Source organism: Sphingobacterium sp. GW821-FHT03E03 (genome assembly GCF_059420745.1).
In genome coordinates this window covers 1-16,621 of record NZ_JBWKUH010000049.1, presented here as the reverse complement: position 1 = coordinate 16,621, position 16,621 = coordinate 1, and the positions used below count along the sequence as shown (strand labels likewise).

Below are 16,621 nucleotides of genomic sequence, written 5' to 3'. Positions count from 1 at the left end.
TGAAGAGCCTGGAGCACTATAATGATAAGGAAAAAAACTATGTAAATGCTAAACTTCACCTGTATAGTAAGCGGTTGATCGAGCTATGTGTCAGAGCTCAGGCGGGTACTCTTTTATTGGTCAATCAATCCAATAAAGAAAAAATTGCCAAAGAGGATCAATTCCTGTTGCGCAACTGGAGCTATTATGGTCTTATCGAAAAGATTAAGTATAAAGCCGAAATGGTCGGTATAAATCTTATTGTTGAATAGTAGTTCTAAAAGAACGCGCGAGTTATGTATAACTACAAAACCAAATCCGAGACTTGGAAAATGCCGAATGTGTTAGAAAACTGGAATTATTTGATCGAATAAATTTGGTTGGCAGGTTATAGCGCTTCACTTTATATTCACCATTACTTCTCCCTTTGTTCGTACCATATTCGGCATGCCCTAATATATTCTCTACCTATTCTCTACTGATTCCCTACATAATAAGTAGGGAATCAGTAGAGAATAGGTAGAGAAAAGTAAGGTGATAGGCGAATAAGGGGCGAAGCGGTTCCGAATGAGTATTGAAGACAAAGAAAACAATTGATGGAAAATTTTATCGCACTAACTTCCTGCTTTCTTTGTCATTTTTCCTGACCTCATTCACTCCTTGATCCACTTTTGGTCTACATTTTTCCTACTGTTGGCCTACTCTAGTAGGCCAACAGTAGGAAAAATGTAGGAAGGCAGTAGGTGAAACTTAAAACGATGCTAGGAAATTATAGGAGGAAAGTGTTTGTTGAATCGGCGCTATCCCTTCGCTGCCGAAGAAATCGAAAAAACTTTAATCATGTAGCCTGCTACATTAACCACCCGATTATTTTTTGATTATCGTTCGGTATTTATAATCTTTGTATAGATTATAACATACAGATTATGGGAAGTTCCCACGAGCAGTCTTTAGGTATAGCTTTGCCAAATATCATTCGGCATTATCCCATGGGAGATCAGGCGATTGTCCTTTCTTTTGGTGATACACTTTCCGAAGCGGTCAATACACAAGTTCGCAAGGTCGTGACCTGTATCGAAAACTGGTCGCAGCCAGGTGTAATCGAGTATGTTCCGGCCTACACGACGATCACGATTTACTATGATCCACTGACGATTACCTATCAGGAACTATTAGCGGACCTTCAAACAATCGTACAAGATATACCCGATGATCCGAAATATAAGGGCGTAAAAAAGGAAATCCCGGTCTATTACAATGGGGATGATCTCGCTTATGTAGCCCAATATAATGGGGTGACGGAAGAAGATGTTATCCATATCCATAGTGCCTCAGAATATCGGGTATATATGATCGGTTTTGTTCCTGGATTCCCCTATTTGGGCGGTATGGACAGCCGGATCGCGACACCGCGAAAAGAAGTGCCCCGCTTGAAGATCGAGGCTGGAGCGGTAGGGATAGCTGGACAGCAGACTGGGGTATATCCGATCGCGACACCCGGAGGCTGGCAGATCATTGGGCATACACCATTGCAGCTGTTTGACCTCAGCCGTGAAAAGCCCTCCTTGCTTGAAGTGGGGGATCTTGTGTGTTTTGTACCTATAGCTTATGATGAGTTTGTAAAACTAAAAACAGAGTCCTATGGGTATTAAGATCATCAAGGCGGGCATGTTGACTACGATACAGGACTTGGGACGTTATGGTCTACAGCGCTACGGTATGGCGGTTAGTGGGGCGATGGATAGCTATGCTTTACTTCTGGGCAACAGTATACTAGGTAATGCAGACAACGAAGCCGCAATAGAATGTACCGTCCTCGGACCGTCGATTTATTTCGAACAAACACAGCTGATCGTTGTGACAGGAGCGGACCTGTCGCCTAAGGTTGATGGTCAGCCATTACCGATGTGGAAAGCTGTCCTTATTGAGGCTGGATCGTTGGTCTCCTTCGGGAGACCAAATTCGGGCTGCCGGGCTTATATTTGTTTTGGCGGTGGACTTGATATCCCCAAAGTAATGGGCAGCAGGTCGACTTATAGCAAAGGACAAATAGGTGGCTGGCAAGGTCGGCCACTCAAAGAACAGGATCGGATTGCCTTCAACCATCCCTATGACGGGGGAGAGGGATCATTCTCCTGGAGCATGGATCCCAGACTATACCCCGACCTTTCGGCTGAAGTCATTCGAGTGATGGATGGCCCACAGCGGGATCAGTTTGAAAGCGACTCACTGCAAAGCTTCTTTGCGGATGTATTTACGGTTAGCAAAAACTCGGATCGGATGGGGTACCGCCTACAAGCTAGTCCATTGCAATTAAAAGAAAAAAAGGAATTGTTGTCAACGGCCGTTACCTTTGGTAGTATCCAGGTACCTCCTGATGGCAATGCAATTATCTTAATGGCTGACCATCCGACCACAGGCGGTTATCCCGTCATTGGCCAGGTTGCTACAGTAGATCTTCCACTCCTGGCGCAAAAGGGACCCGAGGATAACATCCGTTTTGAACGGATCGAACTGGATGAAGCCCAAAATTTATTGAAACAGCGGCAAATACAATTAATTAAATTGAAAAGAGCAATCGCATTGAAATATGAATAACCAACTGACTATAGATTTAAATTGCGATATGGGCGAGAGTTTTGGCGCTTGGACAATGGGCAATGATGAGGCTATCCTGCCTTATGTTTCCGCTGTCAATATTGCCTGTGGTTTTCATGCCGGAGATCCCTCGACTATGATGAAAACCATTCAGCTGGCCCTGAAATATAATGTTAAAATAGGCGCCCATCCCGGTTTTCAGGATCTGGTAGGTTTTGGAAGACGGGAGATTCAGACTACAGCTCGGGAAGTTTACGAACTGGTCGTCTATCAGATTGGTGCACTTGCAGCATGTGCCAAGGTGCAACAGACAACATTACGACATGTGAAGCCGCATGGAGCCCTCTATAATATGGCGGCGCGCAAACCTGAATTGGCCGATGCTATCGCAGCAGCGATCTACGCGATAGATCCAAACCTCATCCTATATGGTCTTTCGGGCAGCGAACTGATTCACGCTGGTCGGAACAAAGGCTTGAAGGTATATAGTGAGGTCTTTGCCGACCGCACTTACCAACAGGATGGCACATTGACAGCAAGGTCGGATAAAAATGCGCTTATTCATGATCCTGAGCAGGCGGCGGAACAGGTGCTGCGTATGATCAGAAAAGGAAAAGTGACTTCCCTACAAGGGTCTGAAGTGGATATTCAAGCCGATACCATCTGCCTGCATGGCGATAGCCCAGAAGCCGTACAATTTGCTAAGACAATCAACCAAACGTTAAAAGACCACGATATACTGATCCGATGAAACAAAAAAATACTTCAGCACTTATTGGTGCGGCATTGTTGATGGCGACATCGGCTATCGGTCCGGGCTTCCTCACGCAAACGACGGTTTTCACAAAATCGCTGGGCGCGAGCTTTGGATTCGTGATTCTGGTATCCATCCTAATTGACATCGGGGTCCAGTTAAATATCTGGCGTGTGATCGCCGTCTCCGAAATGAGGGCACAGGATATCGCGAATAAACTCTTGCCCGGATTGGGTGGGTTTATCTCGCTACTGATTATCCTCGGCGGTCTGGCATTCAATATCGGCAATGTCGCTGGAGCGGGACTGGGGTTGGAGGCTCTCTTTGGTGTAAATGTCATGACCGGAGCTTGTATATCGGCATTCATTGCTATCGCTGTTTTCCTAAACAAACAGATCGGCAAAGCCATGGATCGCTTTACTCAGCTTATGGGGCAATTATGATATTGGCATTTATCTACATCACATTGATCTCTTCGCCGCCGTTGAGTGAGGCTGTACTGCGTACAGTAGCTCCAGCAAAGATCGACTTTGTTTCGATCATTACACTGGTAGGGGGCACCGTCGGCGGATATATTACTTTTGCGGGTGGTCATCGCTTGATTGATGCTGGGGTAAAAGGGTTTGATGCTTTACCGACCGTCAATAGAAGTGCAGTAATGGGAATATCTGTCGCTTCGCTAGTCAGGGTATGTCTATTTTTGGCTGCCTTGGGTGTGCTGAGCCAAGGTTTCTCGATTGACGATAGTAATCCTACAGCATCAGTTTTCCAACTTGCGGCAGGCAATTTTGGTTATCGCCTGTTTGGTGTGGTGATGTTCGCGGCATCGATTACCTCCATTATCGGATCAGCTTATACTTCTGTTTCATTTATAAAAACATTCAGTGCACGGATTGCTAAAAATGAAAATTGGATTATTATTGCCTTTATATTGATTTCCACCCTAATATTTGTTTTTGTTGGTAAGCCTGTCCATCTATTGATTATCGCTGGTGCTGTGAATGGTATTATATTGCCGATCTCACTAACGGTGATGCTGATAGCAGCTTACAAACCTGCTATTGTGGGCGTCTATAAACAACCGGTTCTGCTGACATTGATTGGTGCAACAATCGTTGTGTTAATGGCGTTTATGAGTCTACGGGTGCTAATGGATTTGTAATTCTTTCTGGTGTCAGATCACAGCCGTCAATATTTCCACCTAAATGGTCGAAAATTACCCCTCAAAAAAGTAGCTGCATAGCGATATTTGGTATAATAACTAAATATAAACCCAGCTAATGATAACTATTGTGAGGTCAATACTTTCGGGTATTGCTGTGTCCTTGGCACTATATGGTCAGGCACAAAGCATAGATTTAAAAAATTGGCCCGAAAAAGCCAATCCCCTAACCGTTGGCCGTTTGGTCGCACAGCGTTTTGTCGAAAGTCCACATAACAGCTTTAAACCACCAGCACCCCCGAGATCCATTACTTATCCCGAAGTATGTACCTGGTACGGCGCACTGAAGTTTGCCGACATCAGCCATGACAAGGCACTACTTGAGCAACTTACCCAACGCTTTATGCCTCTTTTTGATACAGAGAAACATTTGGTGCCACGACCCTGGCATGTGGATTTCGCGGTATTTGGAACCGTTCCCCTTGAACTTTATCAGCAGACAAAAAACAAGACTTTTCGCGAAATGGGAATGCGTTTTGCCGATGCCCAATGGAGCATCCCCATTGATTCGCCCCAAACCGTGAAAGATGCCTACCAAAAGTTTTTGGATAAAGGACTCACCTGGCAGACACGTTATTGGATAGACGATATGTATATGATTACCATGGTGCAGTCCAAGGCATTTCAGGTGAGCGGGGAACGTAAATACATTGACCGGGCCGCCCATGAAATGCTGGTCTATCTCGATACCATTCAAAATGAAAATGGTTTATTCTATCATGCCCCGGATGCGCCCTTCTTTTGGGGAAGGGGGAATGGCTGGATGGCGGCAGGGATGAGTGAGCTGCTGTCTTCCTTACCTACCGATAACCCCAATAGATCTGCGATATTAGCCTCTTACAAAAAGATGATGGCCAGCCTCAAAAAGTATCAACGTAAAGATGGCCTGTGGGGTCAATTGATCGATAAACCGGAATCTTGGGTCGAGACTTCGGGGTCAGCTATGTTTACCTATGCACTTATTACTGGTGTGCGGAACGGCTGGCTTGATGCCAAAGAATATACACCCATCGCACGCAAAGCTTGGTTAGCGCTTGTTGGCTATATCAACGAACAAGGGGATATTTCCAATGTTTGCGAAGGAACGAATAGAAAAGATGACTATCAATATTACCTGGACCGAAAACAAAAGACAGGTGACATGCATGGACAGGCGCCGATACTCTGGTGTGTAAATGCTTTGTTGAAAAAATAACTTATTATGCAGAAAATTCTGATTATCCTCTTGCTGCTGCTTTGTAGTCAGGCAAAAGCGCAACCTATTCAATGGAAAGAACAGTATCCCGGTGTATGGAAAGGTACCTTTGGTCAGCCCGAGAAATATACCTTGCTGGGTGCTGCCGATAGTAAACCGCGCGCTGCTACACTTGAACAACTGCAATCAACTGATTTTCCATTTCCGAAAATGGAAGTTCATGCGGAACTGATAGATGGGAAAACCTATGTGCGGATGCCATTGACAAAAAATGAACAGATCTATGGTTTGGGCCTGAATTTTCAAACGGTTCACCAACGTGGTAAGATCCTTAATCTACATGTCGACCACTATGGTGGCAAAGATAATGGCCGGACGCATGCTCCAGTCCCTTTTTATGTGTCCTCCAAGGGTTATGGTGTACTTGTTAATTCTGCGCAGTATCTGACCTACTACGTGGGTACGGGTGTTCGTAAAGATGCTAAGGAACCGGCAGAACCCAAGGATCGTAATACCGATAAAAGCTGGAACTCGCGTCCTTATTCAGATGCGGTAGAGATTTATATCCCAGCAGCAGGTGTGGAAATTTATGTCTTTGCGGGTATCAATCCCCTAGATGCAATCAAACGATATAACCTATTCTGTGGTGGTGGTACATTGCCGCCACGATGGGGACTGGGATTTACACAGCGGGTACAGAAACTCTATACCGCCGAAGAGGTACTCAATGAAGCCGCCCAGTTTGAGGAACATGATTTTCCGCTTGATTTTATTGGGCTTGAGCCCGGATGGCAGTCGCGTGCCTATCCATGTACCTTTGAATGGGATAAAGGGCGTTTTCCGGATCCAGCTGCTTTGATTAAGAAATTGGCCAAGAAGGGAATCCGTCTAAATCTTTGGACAAATCCTTATATCTCGCCAGAAGCTGGTATTAGTAAGGCGATCGAACCTTATACAGGTTCTCATACCGTCTGGAATGGGACAGTGCCTGATTTGAACCATCCCGAAGCTAAAAAAATCCTCGCTAAACAATTTATGGATGCCCAGCTCGACATTGGTGTCAGCGGTTATAAAATGGATGAGGTAGACGGCTACGATTATTATCTTTGGCCCGATATGGCCAAATTTCCATCGGGTATCAGTGGTATCCAGATGCGGCAAACCTATGGTGTACTAGCGCAGAAACTGACCGATAGTTTATATAGAAATCAGAATAAACGCACGTATGGATTGGTGCGCGCATCCAATGCCGGAGCCAATAATTTGCCTTATGTCATCTACAATGATTATTACAGTCATCAAGATTTTATTACAGCACTGGTCAATAGTGGATTTTGCGGTGTACTATGGACGCCGGAAGTACGGGGATCGAAGACAGGACAGGAATGGCTTCGTCGCTTTCAGTCCGTTGTCTTTTCGCCAATGGCCATGATCAATGCCTGGTCCAGTGGGACAAAGCCGTGGTCTTTTCCAGAAGTCGCTGATCAGGTGAAATATTATGCACAATTAAGGATGGAACTGATGCCGTACTTATATTCCGAATTTGCGAAGTATCATTTTGATGGCACGCCTCCATTTAGGGCCATGGTATTGGAAGAAGGTTTCCAAGGGCAGGCTAAAGCTGTGGCGGGCAATCAGGATCTGGAAACAAATCCTTACCTGGAAGCCGTGAATAGGGAAGTAAAAGATCAGTATATGTGTGGTGAATATATACTGGTTGCACCGCTATTCGCTGGTGAGTCATCGCGAAAGGTATTATTGCCAAAAGGTAATTGGTATGATTTCTATACAGGAAAATATGTGGGCAATGGAGAAGAGATCGTTGTCGATCCGGGTATGGACCGCATACCGGTCTACGTCAAAGATGGCGGTATTATACCCATGACGGGCAGTCGTTTACACGCGCCGCTCCCCAATGAGAAAGTTGATTTAACCATCCGTCACTATGGGGAGAAGGAAGGGAACTATCAGCTATATGATGATGACGGTGTAAGCTTTGATTACGAAAAAGGAAGTTATGTCTGGCGTCGGGTGTTGGTCAAAAAAGATGAAAAAGGGAGCTTGAGTGGAGAAATGTCCAAGCCGCAACCAGGAAAACCAAATACGTTTGGGCGGGTTCAATTTGAATTTATGACAAAATAGAAAAAAATAAAATAGCTTACCCCTGAGGGTTTAATAGGGTGATTTTTGAAGTTAAATGACCATTTTTTACTGCTAAAAAGAGCAAAATTTACACCCTTTGACAAGAGGAAGTAAGCGATATTTGGGTAATAACGAATTATAAACAAATAACCAAATAAGGGCATACGGATGAATCTGTCATTAGCTTCGATCGATATAGAAGCTAAGACGAAATGGGGCCTTGATGGCCAGAATACCTAGTATAATAAATAACCAATTAATAAATATCTAACTTATGATGAAAAGTATCACAAAAATGGGGTGCTTTGTACTCTGCCTATTTTTAATAATGGGAAGTATGGGCTTACCGCTCTTTGCCCAACAAAATGTTCGGCTTTCCGGTAAAGTGAGTAATAGCAAAGGTGACGCACTACAGGGGGTGAGCGTCCGGGTAAAAGGAAAGAGCCAGGGAACAAGTACAGATGCTGCAGGGAAGTATCAGATGGAGGCTGCTCCGGCAAGTATACTCGTTTTTAGTCAGGTGGGGATGAAAGCCGAGGAGCGCACCGTCGGTGCTCAACGACAGATCGACGTACAGCTGGTTGAAAATGACAATGCCTTGGATGAAATTGTCGTAACGGGCTACGGTAGTGCTGTTAAAAAGCGCGATCTGACTGGAGCGATCTCTTCTGTCAGTGCAAAAAAGATTGAAGAGCGCCAGCCGATCAACATTTTTGATGCCTTACAGGGACAAGCAGCAGGGGTACTCGTAACCAATGATGGTGGTGGTGCTCCCGGAGCAACTGGTAGTATCCAGGTGCGGGGGACTTCGACATTAAATGGTGGTAATGGCCCTTTGTATTTGGTGGACGGTATCATTAATCCTGAAGGTGCAAATATCAACCCCACAGATATTGAAAGTATTGAAGTCCTAAAAGATGCTGGTTCGGCGTCAATTTATGGTACACGGGGTGCCAATGGGGTAATTTTGATTACGACCAAACGCGGATCGGAAGGGAGACCATTGATCAATTTAAATTACAATCATCTTTTTGGTCGCTTGTCACATTACATACCAGTTAGCAATTCGGCTGAGGTTCGTGAGTTCAGAAATATACAGGGTAACGCAACCAACACGGATTCCATAAATCCAAGCTTCAATGCCGATAATGATCTTCAGCGTTTGTTGTTGGGGAACCTCGCTCAAAAGAAAGAGATTAAATTGAGTATTGGTGGTGGTCAGAAAAATCTTCGCTACTACAGCAGTTTGAACTATTTGGATGATAAATCCATTATGTTAAACAGCTATGCAAAAAGATTGCAATCGCGCATTAATGTCGAGTATCAGATGTCATCCAAATTGCGCTATTCTAATAATATTTCCTTTTCTTGGCAAAAAACAAACGCTACACCAATTGGAAATACCATCCGAGTCCTTATGGATCGACCTGCTTATTCTTTAATTTATTATCCAGATGGATCGTTGACGAGTTATATCGGATCGAAGCGAAACCCTATTGCCAATGCGCTGTATGAAGAAAATCTGATTCAGACCTATGCCGGACAATTCAATAATCAGCTTGATTATCAAATAAGAGATGATCTGAAATTCACAACATTATTTAATGCGCGATTAGACAATACGCAGACTACAGAATTTTCGCCTCGCTTTCTGTCTGCTAAATTGGATCAAAATTATGGAACAAACGAGTTTAATAAGGTCTTTACATGGGAATTCCAATCCTATCTGAATTATAATAAAACCTTTGCGCAGGATCACAATGTGTATGCTTTACTGGGTTTTAGTGCTGACCGAAAGCGGGCAGATCGCTTTCACTCGGAGTATATGAATAGTGTCAATGAGGAAATCCGGGTCACATTGCCCGATTATCTGGTGTTGGCGAATACAAACACCTGGGCAACGGCTAATGCGACGGCATCTATTTTTGGTAGAGTCGGTTACAACTATAAAGGGCGCTATTTGGTACAGGGCTCTTTCAGAAGAGATGGTTCCTCGCGATTTGCACAGGCCAATAAATGGGTAAATTTTTTCTCAGGATCCGCAGCATGGCGATTCTCGGATGAAAACTTTATGAAGTGGGCGAAACCAGCATTACAGGATGCGAAGATCAGATATAGTATCGGTCAGCTCGGAAATGATCAGATCGGAGATTATGAATCCTATACTAAAGTAAAATTCGGTGGGAACTACAATGGAATCGGTGGTGCTTCATTGACGCCGACATTCGGAAATAACTTGATCAGATGGGAAAAAACAACACAGCATAGTGCAGGGCTTGACCTGACCTTCTTAAGTGGACGCTTAGGAGTTACAGCCGATTATTACGTGAAAACAACCACAGATTTACTATACCCAAGAGAGTTGGCTAAAGAAGCTGGATTTTCAAAAGTTAACGTGAATTTTGGCTCAATTCGTTCCAAAGGAGTGGAATTGATCGTGAATGGTAAACCGATTGTGACGCGCGATTTTACCTGGGAAGTTAGTGGAAATATATCTTTTGAACGTAATAAGATCTTGAAGCTGGCAGATGGTGTGCCGACATTTGCGGGCAATAAATGGTATGTAGAAGAGGGTGGTCGAATCGGTAATTTTTATGGATGGCGCAATCTGGGTGTCTATGCCTGGGATGAATCGAATGCCTATAACGATAATTGGGATAAGTTAACACTCGTATTGGACGATCAGGGCAAACCGCTTTACCGCGATGGAAAACCTGTCTACACCTTCGATGGCCGTGACTATAATGGAACAGTACAGCAGTTATATGCCCCTGACGGTAAATTAAAAGGTGGAGATGCTGAATGGCTTAATAATAAAAAAGATAGTTTGATTAACGATGAAGACCGGATGGTCCTCGGTAATGCAACTCCCGATTTCTACTTCGGTTTTATGCAGACTTTTACCTATAAACGGTTTTCTTTAAATGTTCTTTTCAACGGTTCCTTCGGGCGCGAAGTGTACAATGCTTTATTGCAGCGCCAGAACTACCCTACAAATACAGGTGCGGGCTCGCCGGATATGGTCTATAATGTATGGCGTAAGCCAGGCGACCAGGCCAAATATCCCTATTATATGGAAAGAAATAACCGTGGAAATATGAAAACCAATCAAAATAGCCTATATATCGAAGACGGATCGTTTGTGCGCCTTGCCAGTGCACGCTTATCGTACACATTTGATCAGCAATTGATCAATAAGTTGAAAATGAAAGGAATTACGGCTTATGTCTATGGAACGAATCTATTGACCTGGACCAATTATAGGGGCTACGATCCGGAATTCAGCACAACGAATCCATTGACACCTGGTGAGGACGATGGCCGTTACCCAAGAAGAAGGGAGTATGGTTTTGGGGTAAATATCAATTTTTAGGGGATTATAAATATGAAAACATCAGGATTTATTTACATCCATTATGGAATGGATAAATCGGATTGCTTTATCACCTTTTTATAAAAAATTATAAAGATGAAAACAAAGATTTTAGCACTATTACTTTTGTCTGCTACGTTAGGAGGCGGGTGTAGTAAATTTCTGGAAGAAAAACCTTTGGCAGAAGTTGCACTGGATCAGCATTTTAAAAATCTATATGATGTACAGGCTGCTATGGCAGGAATGTACAGTGGATTTCAGATCGAAATGATTGGCGTAGGTAATGCAAAAGATAACTTTTTGGAGAAATACTTGTATTGGGGAGAATATCGCTCAGATAATTTTGACCGGAGCATTAGCTATACCAAAGATTTTATTGATGAGATTGTTTTAAATGGTATTACTCCAACCAACCAATTTTCAGATTGGAGTGGTTTATACAACATCATCGGAAGAGCCAATCTGAATATTAAATATATTCCGCAGGCGGCTAAATTAGATAGCCGGATTACAGCACAGATGGTTGATGATTATTTGGCACAATGTTATGCCCTTCGGGCAATGTGTTACTTCTATTTGGTTCGTGTATGGGGAGATGCTCCGATCTGGTTGGAACCTTATGAGGATCTTAACCAACCGGCATCACGCCCAAGGGACAAAAAGGAAAAGATCATGGATGAAGTGATTATCCCCGATCTGGAAAAAGCTTATGCTCAGGTGGATAAGGATGCCAAAAACCCACTATGGACGATCGGTAGTGCAGGGGTATGTGCCATGATGGCCGATGTTTATATGTGGAAGAAAGATTATCCGAATGCGAAGATATGGATCGAAAAATTGTTTTTGGCCAAATCTCCTACAGGTGCGAGCTATGCGGGTACCAATGAGAAAAATTTACAGGACGCTGCCACCTGGAAAGCAATTTTCACTGGGTCATTGAATAGTAAGGAAGCCATTTGGAGTATACATTGGGATTATACGAAAAACGGATGCGCTTGTATGCAGACCTCATGGGCGCCTAATAATAAACCGATTGTTGTCGACGAAACAGCATGGGCGGATTTGTTCCAACCACAGACGACCGGTACTCCGAGCCCTGATATCCGTCCACAGCAGACCCTTGATGTGTATTACGGTTTACCGAATAACAAGCGGGACCGCTTTATAAAATGGTACCCTACAAGTGCGACTCCGACCAAAGAAGATCCTTGGCCAGCAACCAATCAAATGCTTCCCGTCTATTTGACGATCTATAGATTGGCTGATATTTATCTCTTATACGCTGAAGCTTTAAATGGATTGGGAGACAAGGCGAATGCTTTAAAATACCTCAACTTTGTGCGCAAAAGAGCCAATCTCCCGGAGTACGAAGCGAGTAATCCTGATTTGGCGACTGCTTATCAGCTCGAAACTGCGATTTTGAACGAACGCCGCATGGAACTATATGGTGAAGGGAAACGCTGGTTTGACCTGGTGCGTACTGGCCGTGTAAAAGAAGTGATGGACCCTATTCTAAAACGTAGACAAGAAGATGCTGGGAGTTTAGACAAACCAGGCTTCCTGGATCCACAACGAAGAGTGTATTGGCCTATTCATCGAAATGTGTTAAACTCCAATACCCTATTGGTTCAAAATCCAGGATATACTGATTAATAGATGAATATAAATCAAAGAGACATGAAAAGATTGTTTAATATAAAATGGACACAATATATGGTTATTGCAGCAAGTTTGCTGCTGACAGGCTGTTCGCTTTTCGATTTGGAATTACAGGAAAATTACGATTACAAACATAAAACACTGGATCCGAATATTGGGATCAGTGCGCGTAAATTTTTAGAAAATCGTTCCTATGAAACTACAGAGAATCCATCGGATACGATCTTTAAATGGATGCGCAAAGGATTGGAGTATGCTGGTATAGGTCTTGAGGAATTGGAGAAGACGGATCGCACATTTATTTTTTTACACAATGACGCGATAAAAACATGGGATACCAAAACGAAAAAGGTGACTGCCGGACTTTTCTTCGATGTCCCTATTGTGACTGGGGTGGATGGTACAGGTAAACCAATTACTAGACCAGCTACGAAATGGGAAGATTATAACCGTGACGATGTACGCAATTATTTTCTTTATCTCATTTTACAAGGCAATTACAACTTTGATAAATTGACTATTTCCAATGTCAAAGCCAAAACATTGCTTCCCGTAAATACAGTGGCAAGTAAAAGCTCCCTGTTGGGTTACATGAACGAAGGGAAAGGTTTTAACCAGGAGGGTGTGATGTATCTAAAATTGGTCAATAACAATGATCTGGCGCCGATTCAGATCAACGATAAAACAACAAATAGATCTGGTGGTTACGTGACAACGAATGGGGTGGTCCATGTTTTTGGATCCAAAGGAAATACCACGGTGTATCCTTTTTAAGTACTGTGGGGTAAAATGAACCTTATAAACAAATGTAAATATGATGAGAAACTTTTCGGTATTATCCGCTTTATCACTTTTATTAGTGATGGGGAGTAGCTGTGAAAAACCAGCTGCGGTAAAATTGCAATTAAATGGTATCGCCTGTGTGCAATGCCATACCATTCAATCGGCTGCTGATTTGCAGGCTTTAAGTCTACAGCCAGGCGACACGGTGATTATGAAATCGGGGCAATGGACAAATCAGGAACTGACATTTAGTGCACAGGGAACAAGTCAGCAGCCTATTGTGCTGCTCGCTGAACAACCTGGAGCAGTGATCATGAAAGGTACTTCTTTCATTAGCATTACGGGTAAATGGCTTGTGGTTAATGGATTGGTATTCCAAAATGGGTATACCTCTGGAAAAAATGTGGTTGATTTCACCTCTTCTTCATCAAATTGTCGGTTGACAAATACGGCTATTGTGGATTATAATCCACCAGCAGCAACGACTGACTATAGATGGGTATCCATTAATGGATCGAATCATCGTATTGATCATTGTTACCTTAAGGGGAAATTGCATCAAGGGCCTACGATGGTGGTCTGGGGGACAAATAAAACGATGAAGCATCGGATCGATCACAATTTCTTTGGGGAACGGGCAGAGCTACCGAATAACGGCGGTGAAACCATCCGTATCGGAACAAGTGACTGGTCTATGACCAGTGCATTCACGACGATTGAAGATAACATCTTTCAACGTTGCAACGGTGAAACTGAAATTATCTCGAACAAGATGGGCGGCGATACCATCCGCAATAACTTCTTCCATGAGAGCGAAGGGACGCTGTGCTTGAGACATGGAAATGGTTCTGCTGTTTATGGGAACTATTTTGTCGGTAACGGCAATAGTGCAGCTGGTGGTATCCGGATCATTGGAGAGGATCATATTGTCTACAACAATTACTTCCAAAATATGGCGGGAACAGGACAAAAAGCACCTTTGGCTGTCATGGATGGTGTACCTAATTCGCCGTTAAGTGGTTACTATCAAGTAAAACGTGTGAAGGTGGTGGCCAACACCATGATTAAATGTAAGCAATCATTCGATATCGGTTCGGGAAAAGGGGGGAACAGTCGCACCTTGCCACCAACAGATGGACATATCGCCAATAATGTGGTATCGCAAGCTGCAAGTTCAACCATGTTGACCTTTACAGATCAACCCATTAATTTTACCTACCAGGGAAATATTGTATTTGATGTGCCGACGAGCCAACAGCTTCCAGCTGGTTTTACACGTCAAAATCCAAAATATACGTTGACAACTGATGGAATCTATGAGCCGACCAGTACCAGTCCGGTGTTGGGTGCTTTTGTCGGTAATTATCCTTTTGCTGCCGCAGCGGATGCTGGTGCTCCAAAATTGGACGCTAAACATCGGGATTTACTGAAAGCACAAAATATCGGTCCGGGATTTATGACGGGACTGGGAAATAGCTTGATCATCAATCCGTAAGCGTTTGTGTCGGAAGGACCCGGTTTGCCCTCATTTCTTTCTATTTAAATAGAAAGAAATGAGGGTGTTTTTTTTAGGGAGTCTGTTGGCTCCGGATTACTTTACTTTTTCACCGCGGTAGTATTGGTTCCACCTATCTTTGGCATAACCTTTTTCAAGGTACTCAAATGAAGAAGCTGTCGCGTCTTCCACTTTCTGACCACGGTAGAAAACTTCCCAGCGATCTTTAGCATAACCGCCACCAAGAACGGTAAAGGAACTGGCAGTGGCATCGGTTATTTTGATGCCCTGATAATAAACTTCCCAGCGGTCTTTGGCATAACCATCAGCAATGTATTCAAATGAAGAGGCTGTTGCTCCCTGCAGTTTTTCACTTTTATAAAACACTTCCCAGTTATCCTTGGCATAACCGCCACCAAGGACCTTTACTGCGGCCCCGCCTTGTTGGCCATTCTTCTGACCTTTGTAGTAGCTGTTCCATCGGTCTTTAGCATAACCTTGCCCCAAATTTTCAAAACTGGAGGCATTTGCTTCCGCTATTTCTTTCCCGAAATAAAATGCCTTCCATGAATCTCTGGAATACCCATCCCCTAAGACCTTGAAAGTGGAGGCTGATGCATTGGGGATTACCTGTCCGCTGTAAAAGACTTTCCAGGAATCCCTGTAATAACCATCTCCTACGAGTGTGAAGGTACTGGCTGATGCATCTTTTATTACTTGTCCTCTGTAAAAGACTTTCCAGGAATCTTTGGTATAATGATCACCTAGTATCTGAAACGAGGAAGCCGACGCCTCTTGCAATAGCTCACCTCGAAAATATACTTTCCATGAATCCTTGGAATAGCCATTGCCTAACAATTTGAAAGAAGAAGCTGATGCATTGGGGATTACCTGACCGCTGTAAAAGACTTTCCATGAATCTTTGCTGTAATGATCACCTAATATCTGAAACGATGAAGCCGAGGCATCTGGCATGGGTTCCCCTCGGAAGTATACTTTCCAGGCATCTTTAGTATAGCCGCCTGTTAATACTTGAAATGACGAAGCCGATGCATCCTTGATTATGTTGCCACGAAAATAAACTTTCCAAGCATCTTTAGCATAACCATCCTTGAGATATTTGAAAGTAGAAGCATTGGCATCCTTCACCTCTTGGCCTCTATAGAGGATCTGATTGCCGATTTTGATATAGCCACCACCCAGTTCCTGTTGGAGTAAAAAGAAGTGGTTTGGCTGATCCTTAACGATTGGATAGCCCAAGCTTACATTGGGAATAGTGACAGCTGTTATAGACAGTGTTAGCGCGAGAATTTTTAAAGTAGCCTTGATCATAAAATAAATCTTCTGTGTAAACTTAAAAGAAAATAATCGTATTTTTGTTATTTATTGATAAGACAAAAGAAAGTTGTTTAAGGTTTAAT

General features: G+C 43.4%; 13 protein-coding genes. 12 read left to right on the top strand and 1 reads right to left on the bottom strand.

Going from position 1 to position 16,621, the window contains the following annotated elements; all coding sequences use genetic code 11:
• The 12 genes from AC07UV_RS25375 to AC07UV_RS25320 all read left to right on the top strand — a co-directional run.
• Positions 1-251 (top strand): transposase family protein (locus tag AC07UV_RS25375; protein ID WP_495185801.1); only part of this gene is annotated, 251 nt, incomplete at its 5' end.
• Between the two features lie 654 nt (positions 252-905).
• On the top strand, positions 906-1,631 hold the full coding sequence (pxpB, locus tag AC07UV_RS25370; protein ID WP_495185800.1) for a 5-oxoprolinase subunit PxpB: 726 nt from the start codon (positions 906-908) through the stop codon (positions 1,629-1,631).
• Positions 1,621-2,577 (top strand): 5-oxoprolinase subunit C family protein, encoded by a 957-nt coding sequence (locus AC07UV_RS25365; RefSeq protein WP_495185799.1) that lies wholly within the window; start codon positions 1,621-1,623, stop codon positions 2,575-2,577. The genes pxpB and AC07UV_RS25365 overlap by 11 nt, the downstream gene beginning before the upstream one ends.
• Entirely contained in the window at positions 2,570-3,328 is a 759-nt protein-coding gene (locus AC07UV_RS25360) for a LamB/YcsF family protein (RefSeq protein WP_495185798.1), read from the top strand. Before AC07UV_RS25365 ends, AC07UV_RS25360 begins: the two co-directional genes overlap by 8 nt.
• Positions 3,325-3,774, top strand: coding sequence for a hypothetical protein (locus AC07UV_RS25355; protein ID WP_495185797.1), 450 nt, complete (start codon positions 3,325-3,327; stop codon positions 3,772-3,774). The genes AC07UV_RS25360 and AC07UV_RS25355 overlap by 4 nt, the downstream gene beginning before the upstream one ends.
• Positions 3,771-4,493 carry an NRAMP family divalent metal transporter gene (locus AC07UV_RS25350; RefSeq protein ID WP_495185796.1) on the top strand — a complete coding sequence of 241 codons (723 nt, stop codon included), beginning with the start codon at positions 3,771-3,773 and terminating at the stop codon, positions 4,491-4,493. Before AC07UV_RS25355 ends, AC07UV_RS25350 begins: the two co-directional genes overlap by 4 nt.
• Before the next feature lie 118 nt (positions 4,494-4,611).
• Complete coding sequence (locus AC07UV_RS25345) at positions 4,612-5,748, top strand: glycoside hydrolase family 88/105 protein (RefSeq protein WP_495185795.1); 1,137 nt, start codon at positions 4,612-4,614, stop codon at positions 5,746-5,748.
• Positions 5,749-5,754: 6 nt separating this feature from the next.
• The gene (locus AC07UV_RS25340; protein WP_495185794.1) at positions 5,755-7,890 is read left to right on the top strand and encodes a glycoside hydrolase family 31 protein; all 2,136 of its coding nucleotides are present in this window, start codon (positions 5,755-5,757) and stop codon (positions 7,888-7,890) included.
• Between the two features lie 274 nt (positions 7,891-8,164).
• Complete coding sequence (locus tag AC07UV_RS25335) at positions 8,165-11,263, top strand: SusC/RagA family TonB-linked outer membrane protein (RefSeq protein WP_495185793.1); 3,099 nt, start codon at positions 8,165-8,167, stop codon at positions 11,261-11,263.
• A gap of 96 nt (positions 11,264-11,359) precedes the next feature.
• Positions 11,360-12,916 (top strand): RagB/SusD family nutrient uptake outer membrane protein, encoded by a 1,557-nt coding sequence (locus AC07UV_RS25330; RefSeq protein ID WP_495185792.1) that lies wholly within the window; start codon positions 11,360-11,362, stop codon positions 12,914-12,916.
• A gap of 24 nt (positions 12,917-12,940) precedes the next feature.
• Positions 12,941-13,696 carry a hypothetical protein gene (locus tag AC07UV_RS25325; RefSeq protein WP_147420392.1) on the top strand — a complete coding sequence of 252 codons (756 nt, stop codon included), beginning with the start codon at positions 12,941-12,943 and terminating at the stop codon, positions 13,694-13,696.
• 40 nt (positions 13,697-13,736) lie between these two features.
• Positions 13,737-15,200 (top strand): polysaccharide lyase 6 family protein, encoded by a 1,464-nt coding sequence (locus AC07UV_RS25320; RefSeq protein ID WP_495185791.1) that lies wholly within the window; start codon positions 13,737-13,739, stop codon positions 15,198-15,200.
• Between the two features lie 96 nt (positions 15,201-15,296).
• On the opposite strand, the gene AC07UV_RS25315 is transcribed toward AC07UV_RS25320, so the two are convergent.
• Complete coding sequence (locus tag AC07UV_RS25315) at positions 15,297-16,532, bottom strand: DKNYY domain-containing protein (RefSeq protein ID WP_495185790.1); 1,236 nt, start codon at positions 16,530-16,532, stop codon at positions 15,297-15,299.
• Positions 16,533-16,621: the final 89 nt, after the last annotated feature.

Coding starts and splice junctions, on each gene's coding strand:
- pxpB (WP_495185800.1), top strand. CDS start 906: ATGGGAAGTTCCCACGAGCAGTCTTTAGGTATAGCTTTGCCAAATATC.
- AC07UV_RS25365 (WP_495185799.1), top strand. CDS start 1,621: ATGGGTATTAAGATCATCAAGGCGGGCATGTTGACTACGATACAGGAC.
- AC07UV_RS25360 (WP_495185798.1), top strand. CDS start 2,570: ATGAATAACCAACTGACTATAGATTTAAATTGCGATATGGGCGAGAGT.
- AC07UV_RS25355 (WP_495185797.1), top strand. CDS start 3,325: ATGAAACAAAAAAATACTTCAGCACTTATTGGTGCGGCATTGTTGATG.
- AC07UV_RS25350 (WP_495185796.1), top strand. CDS start 3,771: ATGATATTGGCATTTATCTACATCACATTGATCTCTTCGCCGCCGTTG.
- AC07UV_RS25345 (WP_495185795.1), top strand. CDS start 4,612: ATGATAACTATTGTGAGGTCAATACTTTCGGGTATTGCTGTGTCCTTG.
- AC07UV_RS25340 (WP_495185794.1), top strand. CDS start 5,755: ATGCAGAAAATTCTGATTATCCTCTTGCTGCTGCTTTGTAGTCAGGCA.
- AC07UV_RS25335 (WP_495185793.1), top strand. CDS start 8,165: ATGATGAAAAGTATCACAAAAATGGGGTGCTTTGTACTCTGCCTATTT.
- AC07UV_RS25330 (WP_495185792.1), top strand. CDS start 11,360: ATGAAAACAAAGATTTTAGCACTATTACTTTTGTCTGCTACGTTAGGA.
- AC07UV_RS25325 (WP_147420392.1), top strand. CDS start 12,941: ATGAAAAGATTGTTTAATATAAAATGGACACAATATATGGTTATTGCA.
- AC07UV_RS25320 (WP_495185791.1), top strand. CDS start 13,737: ATGATGAGAAACTTTTCGGTATTATCCGCTTTATCACTTTTATTAGTG.
- AC07UV_RS25315 (WP_495185790.1), bottom strand. CDS start 16,532: ATGATCAAGGCTACTTTAAAAATTCTCGCGCTAACACTGTCTATAACA.